Genomic DNA, 24,929 nt, shown 5'->3' on the forward strand with positions numbered 1-24,929 from the left:
CAGCGAGAAGTTGAGCGCGAGAGGCGAGAGACGGGAGGCGCGGGTCAGCCGACGAGGCTGTCGTCCAGCTCCTCGGACAGACTCGACTCCGTGCCCGGGATGCCCAGGTCCTGCGCCCGCTTGTCGGCCATGGCCAGCAGTCGGCGGATCCGGCCGGCGACGGCGTCCTTGGTCAGCGGCGGGTCGGCCAGCGCGCCGAGCTCCTCCAGGGAGGCCTGCTTGTGCTCCATGCGCAGCCGCCCCGCGGCGGCGAGGTGCTCGGGCACCTCCTCGCCGAGGATCTCCAGGGCGCGCTGCACCCGGGCTCCGGCCGCCACGGCCGCGCGCGCCGAGCGGCGCAGGTTGGCGTCGTCGAAGTTCGCCAGCCGGTTCGCGGTGGCGCGGACCTCGCGGCGCATCCGCCGCTCCTCCCAGGCCAGCACCGAGTCGTGGGCGCCCAGTCGCGTCAGCAGGGCGCCGATCGCGTCCCCGTCGCGCACGACGACCCGGTCCACGCCCCGTACCTCACGGGCCTTGGCGGGGATCGAGAGCCTGCGGGCCGCCCCGACCAGCGCGAGGGCGGCCTCCGGACCGGGGCAGGTCACCTCCAGGGAGGAGGAGCGTCCGGGCTCGGTCAGCGAGCCGTGCGCCAGGAACGCGCCGCGCCAGGCCGCCTCGGCGTCGCAGGTGGCTCCCGAGACGACCTGCGGGGGCAGTCCGCGGATCGGGCGGCCCCGGCCGTCGACCAGGCCGGTCTGCCGGGCCAGCTGGTCACCGCCCGCCACCACCCGTACGACGAAGCGGGAGCCGCGCCGCAGACCACCAGGAGCCATCACGATCAGCTCCGAGCTGTGCCCGAAGATCTCCAGGATGTCCCGCTTGAGCCGGCGCGCCGCCATCGCGGTGTCCAGCTCCGCCTCGATCACGATCCGCCCGCTCACCAGGTGCAGACCGCCGGCGAACCGCAGGATCGACGAGACCTCTGCCTTCCTGCAGCAGGTCCGGGTGACGGGAAGCCGGGAGATCTCGTCCTTCACCGCTGCCGTCATCGCCATGGGCCGATCCTTCCATGCATCCGAAAAATACGGTCGTACGCGGCGGCCAACAGCTCCGGGTCGTGCTTCGGGAGTCCGTCGGCCCGGGCGACCGGCGCCAGCTCGACCGCGGCGCCGAGCCGCTTGGCGGCATCGGAGAGAGACTCGCGGTCGGGCACGGCGGCCTCGTCGGCCAGCACCACGTCCAGGGCGAGTTTAGGGGCGTGTCGTCCCAAAACCTCCAAATGACGCTGCGGAGAGAACCCCTCGGTTTCTCCGGGTTGCGGCGCGAGGTTGAGGGAGAGCACCTTGCGGGCCTTGGTCTCGGTGAGCGCGGCGAGCAGCTCGGGGACCAGCAGGTGCGGAATCACCGAGGAGAACCAGGAGCCGGGGCCCAGCACCACCCAGTCCGCGTCGCGGACCGCGGCGACGGCCTCCGGCACGGCGGGCGGGTCGTGCGGGACGAGGTGCACGGACTGCACCTCACCGGGCGTGAGCGCCACCGTGGCCTGGCCGCGGACCGTGTCCACGTCGTCCGGGCGCGCCGGATCGTGCCCCCTGACCAGGGCCTGGAGCTCCAGCGGCACGGCGGACATCGGCAGCACCCGGCCGTGCGCGCCGAGCAGCTTGCCGACCAGGTCCAGGGCGAGGACATGGTCGCCGAGCTGCTCCCAGAGGGCGACGATCAGCAGATTGCCGACCGCGTGCTCGTGCAGGTCGCCCTTGGACTGGAAGCGGTGCTGGATGACCCGGGACCAGGTCTGGCCCCAGTCGTCGTCCCCGCACAGCGCGGCGAGCGCCTTGCGCAGGTCGCCGGGCGGCAGCACGCCCAGCTCCTCCCGGAGCCGGCCGCTGGAGCCGCCGTCGTCGGCGACGGTGACGACGGCGGTGAGGTCACCGGTGATCCGGCGCAGGGCGGCGAGGGAGGCCGACAGACCCATGCCGCCGCCGAGCGCGACGACCTTGGGCTGGGCGCCGCGCCTGCGGAGCGTACGCACCGAGAGGGTGGACGTACGCCGGCGGTACGGCTTCACTCGCGCCCCATGTCCCGGTGGACGACGACGGTCTCGACCCCTTCCGCGGCGAGGCGGGCGGCGAGCTTCTCGGACGTGGCGACCGAGCGGTGCTTGCCGCCCGTGCAGCCGACGGCGATCGTCACGTACCGCTTGCCCTCGCGGCGGTAGCCCGCGGCGATCAGCTGGAGCAGCTCGGTGTAGCGGTCGAGGAACTCCTTGGCCCCGGGCTGGTTGAAGACGTACGCCGAGACCTCCTCGTTGAGGCCGGTGAAGGGCCGCAGCTCGGGGACCCAGTGCGGGTTCGGCAGGAAGCGCATGTCGACGACGAGGTCGGCGTCGACGGGGAGCCCGTACTTGAATCCGAACGACATGACCGTGGCCCGCAGCTCCGGCTCCTCGTCCCCGGCGAACTGGGCGTCCATCTTGGCGCGCAGCTCGTGGACGTTGAGGCTGGAGGTGTCGATCACCAGGTCGGCGTCGCCGCGCAGCTCGCGGAGCAGGTCCCGCTCGGCGGCGATGCCGTCGGTGATGCGGCCGTCGCCCTGCAGCGGGTGCGGCCGGCGGACCGACTCGAACCGCCTGACCAGGGCCTCGTCGGAGGACTCCAGGAAGACGATCCGGCGGGTGACCTGCTGGGCGTCGAGGGCGGCGAGGGACTCCCGCAGGGCATCGAAGAACTGCCGGCCGCGGACGTCGACGACGACGGCGATCCGGGCCACGTTGCCCTGGGAGCGGGCGCCGAGGTCCACCATGGTGGGGATCAGCGCGGGCGGCAGGTTGTCGACGACGAACCAGCCCAGGTCCTCCAGGCACTTCGCCGCGGTGGACCGGCCGGCGCCGGACATGCCGGAGATGATCACCAGCTCGGGGATGGCCGCCACGTCGGCGGTCTCACCGGCCTCCTTCGTGCCCGTACTCACGTGTCCTGCTCCGTCTTCTCGCTGCTTCTCTTGCTCATCGTGCTGGTCGTGCTGATCGTGCTGGTCGTGCTGGTCGCGCGCGGTCATGCGGTGGTGCCCCCGTCGTCTTCAATGATCTCTCCTGTTGCCGTGTTCACGGCGGGTGCGGCCGGGGCCGCCTGCGCGAGGGCCACCGCCACGGCCTCGGCCGTCTTGCGGCCCATGCCGGGGACCTCGCAGATCTGCTCGATTGTCGCCTGTCGCAGCCGTTTCACCGAGCCGAAATGCTTGATGAGCGCCTGCTTACGGGTGTCGCCGAGGCCGGGGATCGCGTCCAGGGGACTCGTCCTGATGCGCTTGTTCCGCTTCGAGCGCTGGTAGCGGATGGCGAAGTCGTGAGCCGTGTCACGTACCCGCTGAAGGAGGTACAGACCTTCGCTGGAGCGGGGCAGGACCACGGGGTCGTCGTCGCCGGGCAGCCAGACCTCCTCCAGGCGCTTGGCGAGGCCGCAGACGGCGATGTCGTCGATGCCGAGCTCGTCCAGCGCCCGCCGGGCGGCGGCGACCTGGGGCTGCCCGCCGTCCACGACGACGAGCTGGGGCGGGTACGCGAAGCGCTTGGGGCGGCCGTCGTCGACAGGCACCTCTCCGGAGCCGACGGACAGCTCTCCCGGGCCGGAGCCGACAGGCACCGGGGCGGAGCCGTTCACGGCGTCCATCGCGTCGCCCGCGGCGTCCACGGCGACGCCCTCCTGGTCCCACTCCCCCGTCCTCTCCTTCTCGGCGAGGTATCGCTTGAAGCGGCGGCTGATCACCTCGTGCATCGAGCGGACGTCGTCCTGACCCTCGAAGCCCTTGATCTGGAAGCGGCGGTACTCGCTCTTGCGGGGCAGCCCGTCCTCGAAGACGACCATGGAGGCCACGACGTCCTCGCCCTGGAGGTGGGAGATGTCGAAGCACTCGATCCGCAGCGGCGCCGAGTCCAGGTCGAGGGCCTCGGCGATCTCCTCCAGGGCCCGCGAGCGGGTGGTGAGGTCGCTGGCGCGCTTGGTCTTGTGCAGCACGAGCGCGTGCTGGGCGTTGCGCGCGACGGTCTCCATCAGGTCCTTCTTGTCACCGCGCTGCGGGACGCGGAGGGAGACCTGGGAGCCCCGGCGGCCGCTCAGCCACTGGGTGACGGCGTCGGCGTCCTCGGGCACGGCCGGGACGAGGACCTCCTTGGGGACGGCGTCGCCGCTCTCCTCCCCGTACAGCTGCTGCAGCGCGTGCTCGACGAGGTCGGCCGTGGAGACGGCCTCGACCTTGTCGGTGACCCAGCCGCGCTGGCCGCGCACGCGTCCGCCGCGGACGTGGAAGATCTGGACGGCGGCCTCCAGCTCGTCCTCGGCGAGCGCGATCAGGTCGGCGTCGGTGGCGTCGGCGAGGACGACGGCGTTCTTCTCCATCGCGCGCCGCAGCGCCTCTATGTCGTCGCGGAGCCGAGCCGCCTTCTCGTACTCCATCTCCTCGGCCGCCGCCATCATCTGCTTCTCCAGACGGCGGATGTACGTGCCGGTGCGGCCGGCCATGAAGTCGCAGAACTCGTCGGCCAGTTCGCGGTGCTCGTCGGGGCTCACCCGCCCCACGCACGGGGCGGAGCACTTGCCGATGTAGCCGAGGAGGCAGGGGCGGCCGGCGGAGGCGGCGTTGCGGAAGACGCCGGCGGAGCACGTACGGACCGGGAAGACGCGGAGCATCAGGTCGACGGTCTCGCGGATGGCCCACGCGTGGGCGTACGGACCGAAGTACCGCACGCCCTTCTTCTTGTGGCCGCGCATGACCTGGACGCGCGGGAACTCCTCGTTCAGGGTCACGGCGAGGTAGGGATAGCTCTTGTCGTCGCGGTACTTGACGTTGAACCGGGGGTCGAACTCCTTGATCCAGGAGTACTCCAGCTGGAGCGCCTCGACCTCGGTCGAGACGACGGTCCACTCCACGGAGGCGGCCGTGGTGACCATCGTGGCCGTGCGCGGGTGCAGGCTCGCCAGCGGCTGGAAGTAGTTGGCCAGCCGCTGGCGGAGGGACTTCGCCTTCCCGACGTAGATCACCCGGCGGTGCTCGTCGCGGAATTTGTAGACCCCCGGAGAGTCGGGGATCTGTCCCGGCTTGGGGCGGTAGCTGGAGGGGTCGGCCATGTTCCCCACCCTACTGGCGGCGACCGACACTCCGACCGGCCGCGCGCGTTGGCCGGGCACGGCGGGCGGGACCGGGCGCTGCCGGGCAGGACGGGGTGCCGGCCCCCGCGCGGGGGCCGGCACCCTCTGGGTCACCGCTGTCAGGCGGCCGGCTGCTCGGCCGACGCGCGGCGGCGGCGCCACGCGGTGGTCCCGATCAGGGCGAGGGCCAGCGCCGCGCCCGCCGCCGCTGTGGCCGAGGCGGCCGTGACCAGGGGTTCCTCGGGTGCGGCGACGGACGGGCCGGCGTAACCGCCGGCCGCGCCCTTCTTCGCGTAGACCGAGCCGGGGAGCTTTTCCCCGTACGCCTTCACGACCCGGTCCCGGTACGCGGCCAGGGTCGTCCCGTTCCTCCCGACGGCCCGCACGGCGTCCTCGTCCAGCGGGAGCACCTTCGCGCCCTTGTGGACGTACCAGGCGTCGATCTGCGGCTCGCGGAACACCACCCCGCCGGGCAGCGCCCGCGCGCCCTGCGCGGCGTAGCGGATCTCGTCGTCGCCGGTGGCGATGTTCACCACCTGCCAGCCGCCGTCCGCCTGCCTCGCCGTCCACAGCGAGGCCGTCCGCCCGTCCGAGGCGACCGCCTTGCTCGCGTGGAACTCGACCCGGGCGACCGGTGCTCCCGCCCTCCCCGCGACGAAGTCGGGGGACAGGATCCGTACGGGGACGGAGGCGCCCTCGATCCGGGGCGCGGCCGCCGAGCGGGCCAGGGCGCCGTCCCGGGAGAAGAACCGGGAGAGGGTGTCCAGGGTCGCTGGGGCGGACGCCGCCTTCTCGGGGGTCGCCGCGTGCGGCGGCGCACCGGCCGCGAAGGCCGGCACCGCGCCGAGGGCGACGAGCGCGGCGGCGGACAGGAGCCCCGCGCCGAGGGCACGTGCGCGTGCGGGTGCGTTCATCGTCGTCACGCCCCTATCCGGTAGAGCGAGTGGGTCCAGGAGAAGGAGCCGTTGTTCACGTACCAGGCATGCGAGGCCCAGTTGTAGCGGTCGCTGGAGGGCCATGGGTCGCCCCAGTAGACCCAGCTGTTCGTGTCGTCGTACCCGTAGATCACGTGCATGTGCCCGCCCCCGCTCGACCACTGGATCCGCGTCTCGATGGGGCGGTCGGCGTTGATCTCGGTCTGCACGGTCGGGTAGCGGAGCCAGCCGTTCACGTACGAGCCGGGGTTGATGCCGGCCCAGCGCAGGCCGGTCTGCACGTTGCCCAGGGTGGCCTGGTTGTTGGGGCAGTCGTAGCCCTGCTGGCGGTTGAAGGCGGCGTTGCAGAACTGGTTCTGGGTGTGGTTGCGGCCGAACCAGGTCGCGATGGTGTTGCCGCCCGCGGCCCAGCACCAGTTGGTCTTCTGCTGCGCCTGCATGGTGATGTTCAGTCGCTTGTACGCGAGGGCGGAGACGTCCTCGCTCGTCGGCGCGGCGGTCGCCGGCGTCGTGGGGAGCAGGAAGAGGGCGGCAGCGGCGAGTGCCGCCAGGGACAGCTTTCTACTGCGCATCGCGTTCCTCCCGAGGCGGGGGGTGGGGGTGGGGGGTGCGGGGATGTGGGGAGTGGGGAGTGGGGAGTGGGGACTGGGAGTCGGAGGAGCGCGTCCGGACGCTGTCCAGGAGCATCGAGCGTTGTCCGGAACCGGTCAACACGCTTCAATGCGGGGTGACGGCGGGCTGTGAACGGTGTGACCCCGCGGGGTGAACACGCGTCTGCCGTCACCTGCGGGCCCGCCGTCGGCGGGGCGGCGACCCGCCCCTTCGTCGTGAACATTCACTGAGGAGTCCCCGTGGGGCACACCGAGGCCGATCTGGCGCAGTTGCTGCACACCGGACCGTTCCATCTGGCGCTGCGCACGGCGCTCGCGGTGCGCGGTCTGCCGCTCCAGCGGGTGCAGCACCACCTCGCCCACCGGGGCATCAAGGTGGGGGTCACCAGCCTCAGTTACTGGCAGCAGGGCGCCCGCCGCCCGCAGCGGCCCGAGTCGATGAAGGCCGTGCGCGCCCTGGAGGAGGTGCTTCAGCTGCCGGGTGATTCGCTGATCCGGCTGCTGGCGGAGGGCGCCGGGGCGCGCGGTGACGTGGAACGGCCGGCGGGCCGCTCGTACCGCTCGCTGGTGGAGGCGTCGGGTGTCGTGGAGGAGCTGCTCGCCGAGCTGGAGTCGCCGGTGGACGGCGGACTGCACACGGTCGGTCACCACGAGCGGGTACGGATCGGGGCGGGGCGGGAGCTGGTGGGGCGCGACTCCCAGCACGTGGTGCGGGCGCACCGGGACGGGATCGACCGCTATCTCGCGATCCACCACGGCGATCCGGGCTGCGACCCTTCCCGGGTGGAGGTGCGTGCCCTGGAGAACTGCCGTCCGGGGCGGGTGCGATGGCACGGCGAGACGGGCGTGCTCGTCACGGAGCTGCTCTTCGACGCGCGGCTGCGGGCTGGGGAGACGTACCTCTTCGGGTACGGCTTCGAGGACGGGACGGGCGGCCCGAGCGGGGAGTACGTCCGGGGGTTCAGCTTCGCCGGCGGGCAGTACGTGCTTCAGGTGCGGTTCGACGAGGCGGCCCTGCCGGTGCGGTGCCGGCGCTTCGCGCAGGCCTCGGCCGGTGCCCCGCGCGGCGGCCGCTCGGATCTGACGCTGAGCGGGCGGCACCGCACGGTGCATCTGGTGGAGCAGGGGGTACGGCCGGGGATCCTGGGGATCGACTGGGACTGGGCGTAGGGGCGGGGCTTACGCCTCCGGGCCCGCGACCAGCTTTCCGCCCTCGATCCGGAGCGGGACCTCGGGCAGCGGGACCGTCGCCGGGCCCTTGAGTGCCTTGCCGGTGGTCACATCGAAGCGGCTGCCGTGGCAGGGGCAGTTGCCCTCGTTGTTCTCGATCTTGTCGAGGACGCAGCCGGCGTGGGTGCACTGGGCGCTGAACGCCTTGTACTGGCCCTCGGCCGGGCAGCTCACCAGGACCCGCTGCTCGCGGTAGAGCTTGGCGCCGCCGACCGGCACCTCCTCGGGCGCACCGAGGGAGACCGGTGCGGTCGGGGTCGGGACCTGGGCGTGCCCGAGCTTGGACTCCGTGGAGCAGGCCGCGACACCCAGTCCGGCGGCTCCGGCGAGCGCGGCGCCCTTCAGTACGGTGCGGCGGGTGGACTGGCCGGACATGAGCGCTCCACGGTGGGATCGGGGCAAGGGGTGACCGAACCGACGATACCGGCGGGCTCCTGGCGCTCTTCGACGGGGCTGTCGTGGCCGCTGGGGCATGGGTTACGTTCACGGGCGTGATCGTCGTCGCCGGTGAGTCCCTGATCGACCTGGTCCCCGAGGGGCCCGCCGCCACTCCCCTGTCCCCGCTGACACCCCGGCCGGGTGGTGGCCCGTACAACACGGCCGTGGCGCTCGGCCGGCTGGGCGCCGAGGTGGCGTTCTGCTCGCGCGTCTCCACGGACGCCTTCGGGGAGGCTCTGGTGGCCGGTCTGCGGGCGGCAGGGGTCTCGGACCGGCTCGTCCAGCGCGGCCCGGAGCCGACGACGCTGGCGGTCGCGTCGGTGGGCGCGGACGGCTCGGCGGCGTACGGCTTCTACGTCGAGGGCACGGCCGATCGGCTCTTCACCCTGCCGGAGCGGCTGCCCGAGGAGGTGCGGGCGGTGGCGTTCGGCACCTGTTCGCTGGCCCTGGAGCCGGGCGCCGGTGCGTACGAGGCACTGCTGCGGCGCGAGGCGGAGCGCGGCGCCCTCACGCTGCTGGATCCCAACATCCGGCCCGGCCTGATCCCGGACGGCGCCGCCTACCGCGAGCGCTTCGCGGGCTGGCTGCCGTACGTCTCGCTTCTGAAGCTCTCGGAGGAGGACGCCGCCTGGCTGGGCGGCTCCCCTGCCGCCTGGCTGGAGCGGGGACCGGCGGCGGTGGTCCTGACCCGGGGCGGGGCCGGGCTGACGGTCTTCACCTCGTCGTTCGAGGTGACGGTGCCCGCGGTGCGCGTGGCGGTCGCGGACACGATCGGCGCGGGCGACACGGTGAACGCGGCGCTGCTGCACGGCCTGGGTGACCGCGCGGCGGACTCCCTGGACGCCGCCGCCTGGTCCGCCCTGCTGTCGTACGCGGCGGAGGCGGCGGCCCTGACCTGCACCCGCCCGGGCGCGGAGCCTCCGTACGCGGACGAGCTGAAGGCGAACGGACGGACCGGCCGACCGAGGGGCTGACGGGCTGAGGGCACGCGGGCACCGCCAGGCGGGGGTGAGGCCCGCATCGGGCGCCCGATGTGGGTCTGGGGCACCGCCGCCGGACGGCGGCGGTGTCCCAGACCCTCTGAGGTCACGCCTTGCGTGCCCTCACAGCCGTCTTCTTGGCGGGTGCCTTCCTGGCCGCGGCCGTGGCGGTCGCCGCGGTCTTCTTCGCGGGAGCCTTCTTCGCGGAGCCGGACGCCTTGCGCGCCGCGGGCACGCTCGCGTCGCTGATTCGGTCCGCGCCCAGGATCTCGCGGAGGAACTTGCCGGTGTGGCTCGCCGGGACCGAGGCGACCTCCTCCGGCGTGCCCTCGGCGACCACAATGCCGCCGCCGCTGCCGCCCTCCGGGCCCATGTCGATGACCCAGTCGGCGGTCTTGATGACATCGAGGTTGTGCTCGATGACGATCACGGAATTGCCCTTGTCGACCAGACCGGACAGGACCTTGATCAGCTTCGAGATGTCCTCGAAGTGCAGACCCGTGGTCGGCTCGTCCAGGACGTAGACCGTGCGGCCCGTCGACCGCTTCTGGAGCTCGGAGGCGAGCTTCACGCGCTGCGCCTCACCACCCGAGAGCGTCGGCGCCGACTGGCCGAGCCGGACGTACCCGAGACCGACCTCGTTGAGCGTGCGCAGATGGCGCGCGATCGTCGGGACGGCCTCGAAGAAGTCAAGGGCCTCCTCGATCGGCATGTCCAGGACCTCGGCGATGGACTTGCCCTTGTAGTGGACCTCCAGGGTCTCCCGGTTGTACCGGGCGCCGTGGCAGACCTCGCACGGGACGTAGACGTCCGGCAGGAAGTTCATCTCGATCTTGATCGTGCCGTCGCCGGAGCAGTTCTCGCAGCGGCCGCCCTTGACGTTGAAGGAGAACCGGCCCGGCAGATAACCGCGGACCTTCGCCTCCATCGTCTCGGCGAAGAGCTTGCGGACATGGTCGAAGACGCCGGTGTACGTCGCCGGGTTCGACCGCGGGGTGCGGCCGATCGGCGACTGGTCCACGTGCACGACCTTGTCCACGAGGTCGTCGCCGTCCACGCGCGTGTGCCGCCCGGGCACCGACTTGGCGCCGTTCAGCTCGCGCGCCAGGTGGGTGTAGAGGATGTCGTTGACCAGGGTCGACTTGCCGGAGCCGGAGACTCCGGTGACGGCCGTGAGGACGCCCAGCGGGAAGGAGACGTCGATGTCCCGCAGGTTGTTCTCCCGGGCGCCGTGCACGGTGAGCCGGCGCGAGGGGTCCACCGGGCGGCGGATGTCCGGCGTCCCGATGGCCCGGCGGCCCGAGAGGTACTGCCCGGTCATCGACTCCTGGTTGGAGAGCAGCTCGGCGAGGGGTCCGGAGTGGACGACCTTGCCACCGTGCTCACCGGCGCCGGGGCCGATGTCGACGACCCAGTCGGCGACCTTGATGGTGTCCTCGTCGTGCTCGACGACGATGAGGGTGTTGCCCATGTCCCGCAGCCGGACCAGCGTCTCGATGAGCCGGTGGTTGTCGCGCTGGTGGAGGCCGATGGACGGCTCGTCCAGGACGTACAGCACGCCGACCAGACCGGAGCCGATCTGCGTGGCGAGCCGGATGCGCTGGGCCTCGCCGCCGGAGAGCGTGCCGGCGGCGCGGTTGAGGGAGAGGTAGTCGAGGCCGACGTCGACGAGGAAGCGCAGCCGCTCGTTGACCTCCTTCAGGACCCGCTCGGCGATCTTCTTGTCGCGGGCGTTGAGCTTCAGTCGGCCGAGGAAGTCGGCGCATTCGCTGATCGACATCGCGGCGACCTCGGCGATGGACCGCTCCATGACGGTGACGGCGAGGACGATCGGCTTGAGGCGGGTGCCCTCACAGGTGGGGCAGGGCACTTCGCGCATGTAGCCCTCGAAGCGCTCACGGCTGGAGTCGCTCTCGGCCTCGCTGTGGCGCCGCTTGACGAAGGACACGGCGCCCTCGAAGGCCGGCGTGGTGTACGCCCGCTCGCGTCCGTACCGGTTCCGGTAGCGGACCTCGACCTGGGTCTTGTGGCCGTGCATCAGGGCCTTCTTGGCCCGCGCCGGAAGCCCGGCGTACGGAATGTCCGTACGGAAGCCGAGCGCCTGGGAGAGTCCGCCGATGAGCCGGCCGAAGTACTCCTTGGTGTGTCCGTGCGACCAGGGGTGGATGGCGCCCTCGTCGAGGGACCGGTCCTCGTCCGGGACGATCAGCTCGGGGTCGACCTCCATGCGGGTGCCGATGCCGGTGCAGTCCGGGCAGGCGCCGAAGGGCGAGTTGAAGGAGAAGGAGCGCGGCTCCAGCTCCTCGAAGGACAGGTCGTCGTACGGGCAGTAGAGGTGCTCGGAGTACATCCGCTCGCGCTCGGGGTCGTCCTCGGCGAGGTCGACGAAGTCGAGCACGACCATGCCGCCGGAGAGTCCGAGCGCGGTCTCGACGGAGTCGGTGAGGCGGCGCTTGGCGCTCTCCTTCACGGTGAGGCGGTCGACGACCACCTCGATCGTGTGCTTCTCCTGCTTCTTCAGGGTCGGCGGCTCGCTGAGCTGGATCGTCTGCCCGTCCACCCGCGCGCGGCTGTAGCCCTTGGTCTGGAGGTCGGCGAAGAGGTCGACGAACTCGCCCTTGCGCTCGCGCACGAGCGGCGAGAGGACCTGGAAGCGGCTGCCCTCGGGCAGCTCCAGGACCTTGTCGACGATGGCCTGCGGCGACTGCCGGGAGATCGGGCGGCGGCACTCGGGACAGTGCGGCTTGCCGATGCGGGCGAAGAGCAGACGGAGGTAGTCGTAGACCTCCGTGATGGTGCCGACCGTCGAGCGCGGGTTGCGCGAGGTCGACTTCTGGTCGATGGAGACGGCGGGCGAGAGACCCTCGATGAAGTCGACGTCCGGCTTGTCCATCTGGCCGAGGAACTGCCGGGCGTACGACGAGAGCGACTCGACGTACCGGCGCTGTCCCTCCGCGAAGATCGTGTCGAACGCGAGGGAGGACTTGCCCGACCCGGACAGCCCGGTGAAGACGATGAGGGAGTCACGCGGGAGGTCGAGCGAGACGTTCTTGAGATTGTGCTCGCGAGCGCCACGAACGATGAGACGGTCGGCCACGCCGGTCCGCACCTTTCTTGAGAGAGCGGAGGCACAGGAATGCGGGTCGCAGATATGCCTGGGGATGCCTGGATGTGCTGAATACCCAACAACCAAGGATGCCGGATGCTTCCATCGAGCTTATAGCACGCACATTCGATTTCCGGCCGCGCTCCACCCGCTTCACCCGAACGAGTGGCGGCGCTAGGGTCGGCCTCATGATCGACCCTGTGCGTGACCTGGCATCTGTACGTGAAGCGACCGAGCGACTCCTCGACGCAGCCGCCTCCTGGGACAACGCGGAGGTGACCCAGCCGTCACGGCTTCCGGGCTGGACCCGTGGACATGTTCTGGCCCACCTGGCCCGCAACGCCGACGCCCTCGTGAACGTCCTCCAGGGCCGGCCCATGTACGCGGACGCCGCGACCCGCGACGCCGACATCGAGCGCGACGCCCCGCGCCCGCTCGACGTGCACCTCGCCGACGTGCGCGAGAGCGCCGAGCGCTTCCAGGCCGTGGCCGCCGAGCCCGCCGACTGGGAGCGGATCGTGGAGCTCCGCAACGGCGTCACGGACCGGGCGGCCCGCATCCCCTTCCGCCGCTGGGTCGAGGTGGCCCTGCACCACGTCGACCTGGGGGCCGGCTACGAGCTGGACGACCTGCCCGACGAGTTCGTGACCCGCGAGATCGAGTTCCTCGCCGACCGCTGGTCGGGACGCCCGGAGGTCCCACCGGTGACCCTTCTCCTCGGGCACGACGAGGGCGGCCCCAGCTGGCACACCGGCGGCGACAAGGGCGACCCCGTCGTCCTCGGCGGCACCGGCGCCGAACTGCTCGGCTGGCTGTCCGGTCGCGGCGACAAGGGCGCCCACCTCGCCGTCCTCGCGGGCGACAGGCTCCCCGACCTCCCCCCGCTATAGGCTGAGCCCATGACGTACAGCGGAACGGTGAAGGTCGGCGGACCGGCCGATGTGCACGAGCTGACGGACCTCATGATCTCGAAGGTCGCGGTCGGCCCGATGGACAACAACGCGTATCTGCTGCGTTGCCGGGCGACCGGGGAGCAGCTGCTGATCGACGCGGCCAACGACGCCGGCACCCTCCTGACGCTGATCGGTGACGACGGCATCGCGTCCGTCGTCACCACCCACCGGCACGGCGACCACTGGCAGGCTCTCGCCGAGGTGGTCGCGGCGACCGGTGCGCGGACGCATGCGGGCGCGTACGACGCCGAGGGCATCCCCGTCCCGACGGACGTGAAGGTCGAGGACGGCGACACGATCACGGTCGGCCGGGTCGAGCTGACCGCCCGTCGACTGGTCGGGCACACCCCCGGCTCGATCGCCCTGGTCTACGACGACCCGCACGGGCACCCGCACGTCTTCACCGGCGACTGCCTCTTCCCCGGCGGCGTGGGCAACACCTGGAAGGACCCGAAGGCCTTCGCGAGCCTGATCCAGGACGTGGAGACCAAGCTCTTCGCGGTCCTGCCGGACGAGAGCTGGGTCTACCCGGGCCACGGCAGGGACACCACGCTCGGTGACGAGCGCCCGCATCTCCCCGAGTGGCACACGCGCGGCTGGTGAGCGTGGGCCGGGGCCAGGCCCACGACTGGTGAACCGCCGACCGGACCGAGGCGCACGGCTCCGTGGCCTGCGCTTCCCTACGCCCCCGTAACCCGCGCGGACACCGGGTAGTTGGCGCGGCATGCGCCACAGTCACCCCCCGCAGCTCCCTGACGACACCCCGTCCACCCCCTCCACCCCCTCCACCCCCTCCGCTCCGTCCGCTCCGTCCGCTCCGTCCGCTCCGTCCGCTCCGTCCGCTCCGTCCGCTCCGTCCATGGGGCGGCTCGCCGCCGCCTCCCTCGTCGGCACGGCCATCGAGTTCTTCGACTTCTTCGTCTACGGAACGGCCGCCGCTCTCGTCCTCGGCCCACTCTTCTTCCCGACGTTCTCCCCTCTCGCCGGCACTCTGGCCGCCTTCGGCACCTTCGCCGTGGGCTTCGTCGCCCGTCCGCTCGGCTCCGCCCTCTTCGGGCACATCGGCGACCGCTACGGACGGCGGCCCGTCATGTTCGCCTCGCTGGTGCTGACCGGCTGTGCCACGGTCGCGGTCGGCTGTGTCCCCTCGTACGCCACCATCGGTATCACCGCTCCCGTGCTCCTGCTCGTCCTGCGCTTCCTGCAGGGACTCGGCCTGGGCGGCGAGTGGGGCGGCGCCGTGCTGCTGACGGCGGAGCACGCGCCGGAGGGGCGGCGCGTGCTGTGGGCGAGCTTTCCGCAGATCGGCCCGCCGGTCGGCTTCCTCCTGGCGAACGGTGTGATGCTGGCGCTCTCCGCCGGGCTGACCGACGCGCAGTTTCGCGAGTGGGGCTGGCGGGTGCCGTTCTGGGCCGCCGGGCTGCTCGCGGCGGGCGGCCTGCTGCTGCGCTCCTCGCTGACGGAGACCCCGCAGTTCCAGCAGCTCGCCGCGGAGGGTCGGCGGGCCGGCGCACCGCTGGCGGAGGTGGCACGCGACCACTGGCGTCTGGTGCTGCTGACAGCGGGCGCCCTCGCGGTCGGCTATGCCGTCTTCTACACGGTCTCCACCTGGGCCCTGGCCTACGGCACCGAGCGGCTCGGCATCGACCGCACGGTGATGCTGGTCTGTGTCATGGGGGCGGTGGCGATCAGCGGGATCGTGACCCCGTTCGTCGCGATCCTCGGCGACCGCTTCGGCCGGCGACCCCTCTGCCTCGCGGGCTGCGCCGCCTCGGCGGTCTGGATGTTCCCGATGGTGGGGCTGTTGCACACGGGTCGGCCGGTGCTGATGTTTCTCGGCTTCACGGGCGCGCTGCTGGCGTTCATCACCATGTTCGCGGTGGTCGCCGCCTATCTGCCCGAGCTGTACGAGCCGAGGGTGCGCTGCACCGGCGCAGCGGTCGGCTACAACCTCGCCGGCGTGCTGGGCGGTGCCCTGACGCCGATCGTCGCGACGGCGGTCGCCAGCCGCGGCACGGGTGCCCCCTGGGGCGTGGCGGCGTATCTGACGGTGGTGGCACTGCTGAGCCTCGGCTGCTTCGCGCTGCTGCCGGAGACGAAACCCGCCGCCCGAACCGAGTCGCCCGAGGGCGTGCCCGCGTAGCCGCGGAGCACGCCGGACGGACCGGCGGCCCGAACACGCCGGTGGCCGGTGCGGACGGCGGTGTGCCGTCCGCACCGGCCACGGTGCGTGGGTCGGGCGAGGATCAGACCTCGACGCTGTCCTTCTCGGACTCGCCGGAGGCCACCCTCTTGCCGGTCGTGTCGGCGCTCTCGGCCGCCTCGCGCTCCGCCTGCTTCTTGGAGGCGATCAGGCTGGTGATCGTGGTGACGATCAGGACGCCGCAGATGACCGCCAGCGAGAACGGGATCGAGATCTCGGGGACGTGCACCCCGGACTCGTGCAGCGCGTGCAGCACCAGCTTCACGCCGATGAAGCCGAGGATCACCGACAGGCCGTAGCTGAGGTGGACCAGCTTCTTGAGCAGGCCGCCGATCAGGAAGTACAGCTGTCGAAGACCCATCAGGGCGAAGGCGTTGGCGGTGAAGACGATGTACGGGTCCTGGGTCAGGCCGAAGATCGCCGGGATGGAGTCGAGGGCGAAGAGGACGTCCGTCGTGCCGATGGCGAGCATGACGACCATCAGCGGGGTCAGCACCCGCTTGCCGTTGACCTTGATGAAGAGCTTCGTGCCGTGGTACTTGTCCGCGACGCCGAACTTCTTCTCGACGGACTTGAGGAGACGGTTCTCCTCCCAGTCGTCCTCATCCTCGTCGGCGCGTGCCTCCTTGATGAGCTTCCAGGCGGTGTAGATCAGGAACGCGCCGAAGATGTAGAAGACCCAGGAGAAGCTGGCGATGATCGTGGCGCCGGCGGCGATGAAGATCGCACGCAGGACCAGGGCGATCAGCACACCGATCAACAGCACGCGCTGCTGGAGGTGGGAGGGCACCGAGAACTTCGCCATGATCAGGACGAAGACGAAGAGGTTGTCGACGCTGAGCGACTTCTCGGTGATGAAGCCGGCGAAGAACTCGCCGGACGCCTGGCTGTTGCCGAAGAGCAGCAGTCCCAGGCCGAAGAGCACGGCGAGGACGATCCAGACGATCGTCCAGGTTCCGGCTTCCTTGATCGACACGTCATGGGGCTTGCGCCCGATGAAGAAGTCGATAGCGATCAGGGCGGACAGACCAAGAATGGTCAGCACCCACAGGGTCATTGAAACGTCCACTGCGCCTCCGGCGTCGTACGGCTACTGATCAGCGTCGTCGCTGCCGGAGGTCTCTTCCACCCGGGCACGCTCTACGGCGAGCCGGGCCGACGCCCCGGGATCGAACCGCTCAGGGTCCGTCCGTATTGACGGGAACGCCGCGCATGGGGAGTACTCCCCTCCGCACGGAGAAGACTACCCGAAGAACCAAGAGAAGGTAAAGGCCAGGGTAAAGAGGTCCCAAGTGGGCAGGTCAGCGGCCCCATTGGCGACGGGCCTCGGCCACCTGGGCGAGGACCTGGCGGAGCACCGCACTGCCGGGCGGGAAGCTTGGCGGCTCGTACGTCCAGGCGTGACCGACCCACGGGTCGGCGAGGTGATCGTCGGCCACGGGCGTGATCCGCAGCAGCGAACGCCACAGCGGATCGAGCACCGGGCCGTACGCGGAGGCGTCCTCGCGGTCCGCGACCATCATGAGGTGCACGCCGACGGCCGGGCCCTCGTCCGCGAGGTAGCGGAGCTGGGTGACCGCCCGGTCGTCGAAGCCGTGCGGGAAGTCGTGCACGATCAGGAGCTGCTCGGCGGTGTCCATGCCCGGCGGCAGCGCGTCGGGGGCGCCCGCCCGCAGCGCCATCTGGACCAGGTCGACGCGCTCGGTCAGCCGCGCGAGGACGGCGGAGACCCCGGCCGCCCCGGAGGCCGGCGGGTCGGCCAGGACGCCCGCCTCGACGAGCGGGGCGAGTGCGGCGGCTCCCGAGCCCGCCGGGTCAACGACATGGACGGCGATCCCACCGGACGGGTACACGGCGAGAAGCCGGGCGGCGTGCGCGACCGCCGTGTCCATGGCGAGGCGCCGCAGCTCGGCCTCGTCGAGGAGTCCCGCCGCCTCGGAGTGTCCGCGGCCACTGTCCACCCACAGACCGCGCTCCAGCGGGAGCCGGACCAGCATCGGGATGCGCAGGTCGGTGCGCTCGGGCAGATGGAGGTCGCCCAGGCGCACGGCCATCGGCACCTCCATGGGGACGCGGTAGGCCTGCCAGACCGGGTTGTCCCAGCGGGCGAAGGCGGCGGGCAGCGCCGGTTCGACGACCTCGGACTCGGCGGCGAGCTGGGCGAGGTCCCGGTCGAGGGCCTCCTGGGCGCGGGCGGTGAGCTCGTCGTGCTTGGCGCGGGCGGCCTCGCGGGCGGCGTCCCCCGCGCCGCCGATACGGCTGCGCGGGTCGGAGAGCGCGCGGTCGAGCTCCTGGTCGAGGCGGGACTCGGCGAAGTCGCAGGCGCTGCGGTACGCGGCGGTGCTGCGCGCCAGGTCCTCGAACATGCCCCACACCTGGTTGTAGAGCCGCTCCTCCATGGACCAGCCGCTGGCGTCCCCCGCGACGGGGACGGGCGGAGCCGGCTGCGGCTCGGGGGCGGGGTCGGGCGTCCGGCGGCGAGGGTGGGCATAGCTGATCGGACCACCGGTGCCGGCCGTGGGGGCGGGCGGCGGTGTCACGGGCACGGTCGGCGCGGTCGGCGCGGGGACGGGTCCGGGCGCCGGGTCGGGCACACGGGCAGGGTCGGACCCGGGGGCGGGATCGGTCGCGGTCGTCGGCGCCGTGTGGCGCACTCGCTCCGTCTCGGGCACGCGCGGGGGCGGCGCGGAGACCGAGCGGGCCAGGCCCCGGGCCACGGCCTCCAGGATCGACGCGGCCAGGTCGGCGGGGCGCTCGAGACCCTGGTCGCCGAGCATCGCGGCCAGGCCGCCTTCGTACCCCTGGCCCATGGCGCGGACCTTCCAGGCGCCCTGGCGGCGGTACAGCTCCAGGGCGACGACGGCGGACTCGCTGTCGAGTCCGGTGATCGTGTAGCCGGCGATCTCGGTGCCGTCGAGGCCGGTGACGGCGACGAAGGGGGCCGGGAGGGCGCCGAAGCGGGTCGGACCGCCGACGCCGACGGGGAGCGCCAGGAGGACGGAGACGCGGTGCACCGCGGCCGGGACCGCTTCCAGGTCCACGGCGAGACGGTGGTCGGCGGCGGCCTGCTGGGAGACCTCGACGCCGGGCAGCGAGGGCGAGCCCGGGTGGGCGATCCACTCGACGCCGGGGACGGTGCCCCGTTCGTCGCCGAGAGTGGCTCCGGCGACGACCGGATGGCCGGCCGAGACCCGGATCTCCAGTCGGGTGTCGGGCAGGGGGTGGTTCTGCCCCCGGACCAGCTCGGCCGTCATCGACTCTGTCCCCTCGGCTTCGTTCCGTGCGCAACGCGGCGGATTCATGGCTGATTGATGGCTGATCATGTGGGACAGCTCCCGGCGGCCTGCTGCCTCCGGGAGCTGTGGGGTGCGCCTGCGGTGCCGTCCTACAGGTGCGGCAGGATCGCGGGCATGAGGTCCTGGAACGTCCGGCCGTTGGCCGGGTTGCCCAGCGCGGTCATCTGCCAGCCGGAGCCGGCCCGGTGCACCTTCGCCATGATCTGCGCGGTGTACTGGCCGCCGCCGTCCAGGGTGTAGCGCGCGAGCTCCTGGCCGTTGGTCTCGTCGACGATCCGGCAGAACGCGTTCTGCACCTCCTGGAACGTCTGCCCGGTGAAGGAGTTCACCGTGAAGACGATCTGGTCGATGTGGACGGGGACGCGCTGGAGGTCGACCAGGATCGACTCGTCGTCGCCGCCCTGGCCGGCGCCGCCCACCAGGTTGTCACCGGTGTGCCGGACGGAGCCGTCGTCACTGACCAGGTGGCGGAAGAAGACGACGTCCACCGGCTGCTTGTCCGCGAAGAGCACCGCGGAGGCGTCCAGGTCGACCTCCCGGGTGCGCGAGCCGAACAGGCCGCGGCGCGGAGCCGCCTGCCAGCCGAGCCCCATCCGTACCGAGGTGAGCGTGCCCCCGCCCTGCTTCTCCAGGTTGATGGCCTGACCCTTGGTCATGTTGACCGTCACGCGCTGTCCCCTCTCCGTCGTTCCCCGCGGCCGTCTCTGGTGTGCGTGCGGTTGTGCAGCACCCTACGCAGGGGCACCGACAGCGCAGCAGACGCGGTCGCGTTTTGTGTCGGTCTTGCAACACACCCGGCGGAGCCGGGGGGCGGGCGCCGTCAGGCGAGTCCCGCCTCCTTCATCTGGCGCAACTCCTTCTTCAGCTCTCCCACTTCGTCACGCAGCCGGGCGGCCACCTCGAACTGCAGCTCCGCCGCCGCGGCCCGCATCCGGTCGGTCATCTCCTCGATGATCGCGGCCAGTTCGGCGGCCGGCCGGTCGCCGAGCTCGACCGTGCCGCCCGCCTTGCCGGCCTTGCCCTTGGCCTTGGTGGAGTGGGCGGCGAGGGAGGGCACGGGCGCCTTGGCGCCCTTGCCGTCCTTCGACTGGCGGTAGCCGGTGCCGAGCAGCTGCTCGGTGTCGACCTCCTCGCGCGCGATGGTGGCGACGATGTCGTTGATCTTCTTGCGCAGCGGCTGCGGGTCGATGCCGTGGGCCGTGTTGTACGCGATCTGCTTCTCGCGGCGCCGGTTGGTCTCGTCGATGGCCTTCTCCATCGCCGGCGTGATCCTGTCCGCGTACATGTGGACCTGTCCGGAGACGTTGCGCGCCGCGCGGCCGATGGTCTGGATCAGCGAGGTGCCGGAGCGCAGGAAGCCCTGCTTGTCGGCGTCGAGGATGGCGACGAGGGAGACCTCGGGGAGGTCGAGACCCTCGCGGAGCAGGTTGATGCCGACCAGGACGTCGTACTCGCCGGCCCGCAGCTCGCGCAGCAGCTCGATACGGCGCAGGGTGTCGACGTCACTGTGCAGATAGCGGACCTGGATGCCGAGCTCCAGGAAGTACTCGGTGAGATCCTCGGCCATCTTCTTGGTGAGCGTGGTGACCAGCACCCGCTCGTCCTTCTCGGTGCGCAGCCGGATCTCGTGGACCAGGTCGTCGATCTGCCCCTCGGTGGGCTTGACGACGACCTGGGGGTCGACGAGGCCGGTGGGACGGATGATCTGCTCGACGAAGCCGTTGCCGCGCGACAGCTCGTACGCGCCGGGGGTGGCCGAGAGGTAGACGGTCTGGCCGATCCGCCCCTGGAACTCCTCCCACTTCAGCGGGCGGTTGTCCAGCGCGGAGGGCAGCCGGAAGCCGTGGTCGACCAGGGTGCGCTTGCGGGAGGCGTCGCCCTCGTACATCGCGCCGATCTGCGGAACGGTGACGTGCGACTCGTCGATGACGAGGAGGAAGTCCTCGGGGAAGTAGTCGAGGAGCGTGTTGGGGGCGGAGCCGGGCTCGCGGTCGTCGAAGTGCATCGAGTAGTTCTCGATGCCGGAGCAGGAGCCGATCTGGCGCATCATCTCGATGTCGTACGTGGTGCGCATCCGCAGGCGCTGGGACTCCAGCATCTTGCCCTGCTTGTCCAGCTCGGCGAGCCGGCTCTCGAGCTCGCGCTCGATGCCGTTGATCGCCTTCTCCATGCGCTCCGGACCCGCCACATAGTGGCTGGCGGGGAAGACGTACAGCTCGCGGTCCTCGCTGATGACCTCGCCGGTGAGGGGGTGGAGCGTGGAGAGCGCCTCGATCTCGTCGCCGAACATCTCGATGCGGACCGCGAGCTCCTCGTAGACCGGGAAGATCTCGATGGTGTCGCCGCGGACCCGGAAGGTGCCGCGGGCGAAGGCGACGTCGTTGCGGGTGTACTGGATGTCGACGAAGCGGCGCAGCAGCTGGTCGCGGTCCATCTCCTCGCCGACCTTGAGCGGGACCATCCGGTCCACGTACTCCTGGGGCGTACCGAGACCGTAGATGCAGGAGACGGAGGCGACCACGATGACGTCGCGCCGGGTGAGCAGCGAGTTCGTCGCGGAGTGCCGCAGCCGCTCGACCTCCTCGTTGATGGAGGAGTCCTTCTCGATGTAGGTGTCCGACTGCGGGACGTACGCCTCGGGCTGGTAGTAGTCGTAGTACGAGACGAAGTACTCGACCGCGTTGTTCGGCAGGAGCTCGCGGAACTCGTTCGCCAGCTGGGCGGCCAGCGTCTTGTTCGGCGCCATCACCAGCGTGGGGCGCTGCAGCTTCTCGATCATCCAGGCGGTGGTCGCCGACTTGCCGGTGCCGGTGGCGCCGAGGAGGACGACGTCCTTCTCGCCCGCGCGGATGCGCCGCTCGAGGTCGGCGATGGCCGTCGGCTGGTCGCCGCTGGGCTGGTAGGGACTGACGACCTCGAAAGGCGCCACCGTACGTTCGATCTGGGAAACGGGCCGCATGTCACCACCGTACGACCCCCCACTGACAGTCGGGCCGTGAACGGCTCACCGGCCGCCCGGCGGCCAGTCCCTCACCAGTCCTGGGAGCGGTGGCCGCCCCGGCCCGCCGCCCGGCGTCCGCCGCGGCCGGAGGGCTGCCGGGCCGACCAGTTCGCGGGCTCGCCGTAGGCGGGGGCACGGCGGGGCGCCGGGACTCCGGGGCGGTACGCGCCCTGGGCGGCGGGACGCTGCCAGTCCGGGTCGCCCATCACGAGCAGCGGGTCGAACATGACGACGACCGCGGCCAGCAGGAGGAAGACGGCGGGACCGATCAGCATCGGCAGGAGCAGCGAGGTGGCGGAGTCGCCGGTGCCCACGACGGCGCCGTCGCCGTGCAGGTGGACGTTGACGGCCGCCATGGCGGTGTAGTGCATACCACTGACGGCGAGACCCATCACCAGGCTCGCCCCGAGGCTGGCCAGAAATCCGTGCACGGAGACGGCCGCCCAGAGGGCGGTGGTGGCCGCGACGACGGCGATCACGACGGAGAGGGCGACGGTGAGGGTGTCGTACTCGATGCGTCCCTGGAGGCGCATGCCCGCCATGCCGAGATAGTGCATCGTGGCGATGCCCAGGCCGGTGATGGTGCCGCCGGTGACCAGGGCGAGCGGGGTCGCGCCGCGGTATCCGACGATGAAGATGCCGATGCCGACCATCACGACGGCGACGCCCAGGCTGGCGAAGGTGATGGGCCGGTCGTAGCTGATGGGTGCCTGATGGACGGAGAAGCCCATCATCGCGATGAAGTGCATCGTCCAGATGCCCGTGCCTATCGAGGTCGCTCCCAGGGCGAGCCAGCCGGCCTTGAAGGTGTCGCGGTGGCGCAGCGATCTGATGGTGCAACGAAGGCCCAGGGCGCTGCCGAGGCAGGCCATGAGGTAGGCGGCGACCGGTGTCACGAGGCCGTAGCTGAATCCGTCGACCGTGCCCTGCATGAGCGTGTGCCCTCCACCCGTGGTGCAACGTCGTCCGAAAACAGTCGGTACCGCTGAGTAGACCCTCCGGGCGAGATTATGGCGCGCGGCAGGGCGCACGACCATGCGGTCCGGGAATTGGCCTCCGTGAGACCGAGCCGAGACCGGCCCGTGACGACGGCGGTGTCGGTGGGCGGTCGTACCGTGATCCCCATGGACACCACGGTGGAATGGACGGTCGTGGCGAGCGACATCGGCCCGCTGCTGCTCGCGGCGACCGACCGCGGCCTCGTGAGCGTGGTCTTCCACGCCGACGCGGCGGTACGGGAGGCAGCGCTGGGACGGCTGGCGGATCGGCTCGGCGCGGAGCCGGTGCGGAGCGACTCGGGGCGGCTCGCCGAGCCGGTGCGGCAGCTCGGGGAGTACTTCGCGGGTGGGCGCCGGGCCTTCGACCTGGCCCTCGACTGGACGCTGACGACCGGCTTCAACCGCCAGGTGCTGCGCGAGTTGGCGGAAGGGGTGCCGTTCGGGACGGTCGTGGGGTACGGGGACCTGGCCGGGCGGGTGGGGCAGCCGGGCGCCGCCCAGGCGGTGGGGGCGGCCATGGGTGCCAATCCGCTGCCTGTGGTGGTGCCGTGCCACCGCGTGGTCGAGAGTGACGGAGGAATAGGCGGGTTCGGGGGCGGTCTGGAGACCAAGCGGACCCTGTTGGCGTTGGAGGGCGTGCTGCCGCAGCCCTTGTTCTGAGAGGGCATGGTTCGGTGCCCCCTGGGGGTATGAGGGGTCGACGTTTCCATCAGGCCGGACGGCTGGCACACTCACGTAAGTGACCAACACCCCCAGTGCCCCTGACGCCGCCGTTCCGGCGGAGATATCCGCCCCTGTCACGGCCGCCGAGCTTCCGGCGCTCCGGCGACGCATCCAGGCCGTGCTGATCGCCAGCCAGATCCTCGGTGGACTCGGTATCGCCATCGGCGTCGCTCTCGCGGCGGTCCTGGCCAAGGACGTCAGCGGCACGGAGGCCCTGTCGGGCCTCGCCTCGACGGCCTCGGTCGCCGGTCCCGCGCTGCTCGCCATGCCGCTGGCGTCCCTGATGGGCTCCCGCGGTCGGCGGCCAGGGCTCGTACTTGCCTACCTGGTGGGCGCACTCGGTGCCGGGATCGTGGTCCTCGGGGCCGTCGTCGACAACTTCCCGCTGCTCCTCGCGGGCCTGGTCGGTTTCGGCGCCGGGTCCTCCGCCAACCTCGCGGCCCGGTTCGCGGCCGCGGACCTGGCCGAGCCGGACCGGCGGGGCCGGGCCATCTCCACGGTGGTGTGGGCCACGACGATCGGCGCGGTCCTCGGGCCCAATGTCGCCGCTCCGGCCGGGGAGAGCGTGGCGGGTCTCGGCATCCCGGCGGCGGCCGGGCCGTTCGTCTGGGCGGCCGGGGTGTTCCTGGTCTCCGCGGTCATGGTGGCGCTGCTGCTGCGCCCCGATCCGCTGCTGACGGCCCGTGCCCTGTCGGGCCCGGAGGAGAGCCAGGAGGCCGAGGGGCGCTCGCTCCGGGCGGGGATGCGGGCGGTACGGAAGTCCTCGCGGGCCCGTCTCGCACTGGTGACCGTGGCCGTGTCCCACACCGCGATGGTCTCGATCATGTCGATGACCCCGGTGGCGCTGAGCCATCACGGAGCGGGCATCCAGCTCATCGGGCTGGTCATCAGCGGGCACATCGCCGGCATGTACGCGTTCTCGCCCGTGATGGGCTGGCTGTCCGACCGGCTGGGCCGGCTCTCCGTGATCGGCCTGGCGGTCGGGCTGCTCGCGGTCGCGGCGCTGCTCGCGGGCACCGCGGGGGCGAGCCACGGGCAGACCGCGGCCGGCCTGTTCGTGCTGGGGCTCGGCTGGTCGGCGGGCCTGGTGTCGGGCTCCGCCCTGCTCACGGACTCGGTTCCGCAGGCCGCCAGGGCGGCGGTCCAGGGCCTGTCGGACTTCATCATGAACACCGCCGCCGGCGTCGGCGGTCTGGCGGCGGGGCTGATCGTGTCCCAGGCGGGTTACGGCTGGCTGAACGTCGTGGGCGCGCTCCTGCTGCTGCCCATGGCGGCGCTGGCGGTGCGGGGAGTCCTGCGGCGCGCCTGAGGGACATCGGATATTGGATCCGA

At 71.6% G+C, this 24,929-nt stretch carries 20 protein-coding genes; 7 read left to right on the plus strand and 13 right to left on the minus strand.

The genetic code is table 11. The annotated features are described in order from the left end of the window. Positions 1 to 44 precede the first annotated feature (44 nt). The 6 genes from whiA to ACFYV5_RS25470 form a co-directional block, all read right to left on the minus strand. A complete protein-coding gene (whiA, locus tag ACFYV5_RS25445; RefSeq protein ID WP_355111342.1) occupies positions 45 to 1,034 on the minus strand; it encodes a DNA-binding protein WhiA in 990 nt (329 codons plus the stop codon). Continuing rightward, complete coding sequence (gene yvcK, locus ACFYV5_RS25450; protein WP_355111340.1) at positions 1,025 to 2,047, minus strand: uridine diphosphate-N-acetylglucosamine-binding protein YvcK; 1,023 nt, start codon at positions 2,045 to 2,047, stop codon at positions 1,025 to 1,027. The genes whiA and yvcK overlap by 10 nt, the downstream gene beginning before the upstream one ends. Next, positions 2,044 to 3,036: an RNase adapter RapZ gene (gene rapZ / locus ACFYV5_RS25455; protein WP_389172188.1), complete on the minus strand. Its 993-nt coding sequence runs from the start codon at positions 3,034 to 3,036 to the stop codon at positions 2,044 to 2,046. Before rapZ ends, yvcK begins: the two co-directional genes overlap by 4 nt. Next, the gene (gene uvrC / locus ACFYV5_RS25460) at positions 3,033 to 5,102 is read right to left on the minus strand and encodes an excinuclease ABC subunit UvrC (RefSeq protein WP_389172190.1); all 2,070 of its coding nucleotides are present in this window, start codon (positions 5,100 to 5,102) and stop codon (positions 3,033 to 3,035) included. The genes rapZ and uvrC overlap by 4 nt, the downstream gene beginning before the upstream one ends. Before the next feature lie 140 nt (positions 5,103 to 5,242). Then, a complete protein-coding gene (locus tag ACFYV5_RS25465; RefSeq protein WP_389172192.1) occupies positions 5,243 to 6,037 on the minus strand; it encodes a hypothetical protein in 795 nt (264 codons plus the stop codon). A 5-nt stretch (positions 6,038 to 6,042) separates the two neighbouring features. Continuing rightward, on the minus strand, positions 6,043 to 6,630 hold the full coding sequence (locus tag ACFYV5_RS25470; RefSeq protein WP_389172194.1) for a papain-like cysteine protease family protein: 588 nt from the start codon (positions 6,628 to 6,630) through the stop codon (positions 6,043 to 6,045). A gap of 279 nt (positions 6,631 to 6,909) precedes the next feature. On the opposite strand from ACFYV5_RS25470, the gene ACFYV5_RS25475 reads away from it, so the two are divergent. Then, positions 6,910 to 7,839: a hypothetical protein gene (locus tag ACFYV5_RS25475; RefSeq protein ID WP_355111330.1), complete on the plus strand. Its 930-nt coding sequence runs from the start codon at positions 6,910 to 6,912 to the stop codon at positions 7,837 to 7,839. Positions 7,840 to 7,848: 9 nt separating this feature from the next. On the opposite strand, the gene ACFYV5_RS25480 is transcribed toward ACFYV5_RS25475, so the two are convergent. Further along, positions 7,849 to 8,274 carry a Rieske (2Fe-2S) protein gene (locus tag ACFYV5_RS25480; RefSeq protein ID WP_389172196.1) on the minus strand — a complete coding sequence of 142 codons (426 nt, stop codon included), beginning with the start codon at positions 8,272 to 8,274 and terminating at the stop codon, positions 7,849 to 7,851. Between the two features lie 116 nt (positions 8,275 to 8,390). Here ACFYV5_RS25480 and ACFYV5_RS25485 point away from each other — a divergent pair, with 116 nt between their 5' ends. Further along, positions 8,391 to 9,311, plus strand: coding sequence for a carbohydrate kinase (locus ACFYV5_RS25485; RefSeq protein ID WP_389172198.1), 921 nt, complete (start codon positions 8,391 to 8,393; stop codon positions 9,309 to 9,311). A 112-nt stretch (positions 9,312 to 9,423) separates the two neighbouring features. Here the strand turns inward: ACFYV5_RS25485 and uvrA are convergent, their stop codons facing one another. Then, a complete protein-coding gene (gene uvrA, locus ACFYV5_RS25490) occupies positions 9,424 to 12,414 on the minus strand; it encodes an excinuclease ABC subunit UvrA (protein WP_389172200.1) in 2,991 nt (996 codons plus the stop codon). 197 nt (positions 12,415 to 12,611) lie between these two features. Between uvrA and ACFYV5_RS25495 the strand changes: the two genes are divergently transcribed. From ACFYV5_RS25495 to ACFYV5_RS25505, 3 genes are all read left to right on the plus strand, one after another. Next, positions 12,612 to 13,313 carry a maleylpyruvate isomerase family mycothiol-dependent enzyme gene (locus tag ACFYV5_RS25495; RefSeq protein ID WP_389172203.1) on the plus strand — a complete coding sequence of 234 codons (702 nt, stop codon included), beginning with the start codon at positions 12,612 to 12,614 and terminating at the stop codon, positions 13,311 to 13,313. A 9-nt stretch (positions 13,314 to 13,322) separates the two neighbouring features. Continuing rightward, complete coding sequence (locus ACFYV5_RS25500; RefSeq protein ID WP_355111321.1) at positions 13,323 to 13,979, plus strand: MBL fold metallo-hydrolase; 657 nt, start codon at positions 13,323 to 13,325, stop codon at positions 13,977 to 13,979. Positions 13,980 to 14,235: 256 nt separating this feature from the next. Beyond that, the gene (locus ACFYV5_RS25505) at positions 14,236 to 15,519 is read left to right on the plus strand and encodes an MFS transporter (protein ID WP_389172205.1); all 1,284 of its coding nucleotides are present in this window, start codon (positions 14,236 to 14,238) and stop codon (positions 15,517 to 15,519) included. A gap of 103 nt (positions 15,520 to 15,622) precedes the next feature. Here ACFYV5_RS25505 and ACFYV5_RS25510 read toward each other — a convergent pair whose 3' ends face one another. The 5 genes from ACFYV5_RS25510 to ACFYV5_RS25530 all read right to left on the minus strand — a co-directional run bounded on the left by ACFYV5_RS25510 (position 15,623) and on the right by ACFYV5_RS25530 (position 22,808). Beyond that, positions 15,623 to 16,648, minus strand: coding sequence for a TerC family protein (locus ACFYV5_RS25510; RefSeq protein WP_389172207.1), 1,026 nt, complete (start codon positions 16,646 to 16,648; stop codon positions 15,623 to 15,625). Between the two features lie 232 nt (positions 16,649 to 16,880). After that, positions 16,881 to 18,833 (minus strand): TerD family protein, encoded by a 1,953-nt coding sequence (locus tag ACFYV5_RS25515; RefSeq protein ID WP_389172209.1) that lies wholly within the window; start codon positions 18,831 to 18,833, stop codon positions 16,881 to 16,883. Positions 18,834 to 18,964: 131 nt separating this feature from the next. Next, positions 18,965 to 19,543 (minus strand): TerD family protein, encoded by a 579-nt coding sequence (locus ACFYV5_RS25520; RefSeq protein WP_355111315.1) that lies wholly within the window; start codon positions 19,541 to 19,543, stop codon positions 18,965 to 18,967. Positions 19,544 to 19,695: 152 nt separating this feature from the next. Then, positions 19,696 to 21,834 carry an excinuclease ABC subunit UvrB gene (gene uvrB, locus ACFYV5_RS25525; RefSeq protein WP_355111314.1) on the minus strand — a complete coding sequence of 713 codons (2,139 nt, stop codon included), beginning with the start codon at positions 21,832 to 21,834 and terminating at the stop codon, positions 19,696 to 19,698. Positions 21,835 to 21,905: 71 nt separating this feature from the next. Continuing rightward, the gene (locus ACFYV5_RS25530) at positions 21,906 to 22,808 is read right to left on the minus strand and encodes an MHYT domain-containing protein (RefSeq protein WP_355111312.1); all 903 of its coding nucleotides are present in this window, start codon (positions 22,806 to 22,808) and stop codon (positions 21,906 to 21,908) included. A gap of 192 nt (positions 22,809 to 23,000) precedes the next feature. Here ACFYV5_RS25530 and ACFYV5_RS25535 point away from each other — a divergent pair, with 192 nt between their 5' ends. Then, positions 23,001 to 23,534 (plus strand): methylated-DNA--[protein]-cysteine S-methyltransferase, encoded by a 534-nt coding sequence (locus ACFYV5_RS25535; RefSeq protein ID WP_355111311.1) that lies wholly within the window; start codon positions 23,001 to 23,003, stop codon positions 23,532 to 23,534. A 79-nt stretch (positions 23,535 to 23,613) separates the two neighbouring features. Then, positions 23,614 to 24,906: an MFS transporter gene (locus tag ACFYV5_RS25540; RefSeq protein WP_389172213.1), complete on the plus strand. Its 1,293-nt coding sequence runs from the start codon at positions 23,614 to 23,616 to the stop codon at positions 24,904 to 24,906. Positions 24,907 to 24,929 lie beyond the last annotated feature (23 nt).

The organism is Streptomyces sp. NPDC003035 (assembly GCF_042888285.1).
GTDB lineage: Bacteria > Actinomycetota > Actinomycetes > Streptomycetales > Streptomycetaceae > Streptomyces.

Coding starts and splice junctions, on each gene's coding strand:
- whiA (WP_355111342.1), bottom strand. CDS start 1,034: ATGGCGATGACGGCAGCGGTGAAGGACGAGATCTCCCGGCTTCCCGTC.
- rapZ (WP_389172188.1), bottom strand. CDS start 3,036: ATGACCGCGCGCGACCAGCACGACCAGCACGATCAGCACGACCAGCAC.
- uvrC (WP_389172190.1), bottom strand. CDS start 5,102: ATGGCCGACCCCTCCAGCTACCGCCCCAAGCCGGGACAGATCCCCGAC.
- ACFYV5_RS25465 (WP_389172192.1), bottom strand. CDS start 6,037: ATGAACGCACCCGCACGCGCACGTGCCCTCGGCGCGGGGCTCCTGTCC.
- ACFYV5_RS25470 (WP_389172194.1), bottom strand. CDS start 6,630: ATGCGCAGTAGAAAGCTGTCCCTGGCGGCACTCGCCGCTGCCGCCCTC.
- ACFYV5_RS25480 (WP_389172196.1), bottom strand. CDS start 8,274: ATGTCCGGCCAGTCCACCCGCCGCACCGTACTGAAGGGCGCCGCGCTC.
- ACFYV5_RS25495 (WP_389172203.1), top strand. CDS start 12,612: ATGATCGACCCTGTGCGTGACCTGGCATCTGTACGTGAAGCGACCGAG.
- ACFYV5_RS25500 (WP_355111321.1), top strand. CDS start 13,323: ATGACGTACAGCGGAACGGTGAAGGTCGGCGGACCGGCCGATGTGCAC.
- ACFYV5_RS25505 (WP_389172205.1), top strand. CDS start 14,236: ATGGGGCGGCTCGCCGCCGCCTCCCTCGTCGGCACGGCCATCGAGTTC.
- ACFYV5_RS25515 (WP_389172209.1), bottom strand. CDS start 18,833: ATGACGGCCGAGCTGGTCCGGGGGCAGAACCACCCCCTGCCCGACACC.
- uvrB (WP_355111314.1), bottom strand. CDS start 21,834: ATGCGGCCCGTTTCCCAGATCGAACGTACGGTGGCGCCTTTCGAGGTC.
- ACFYV5_RS25530 (WP_355111312.1), bottom strand. CDS start 22,808: ATGCAGGGCACGGTCGACGGATTCAGCTACGGCCTCGTGACACCGGTC.
- ACFYV5_RS25535 (WP_355111311.1), top strand. CDS start 23,001: ATGGACACCACGGTGGAATGGACGGTCGTGGCGAGCGACATCGGCCCG.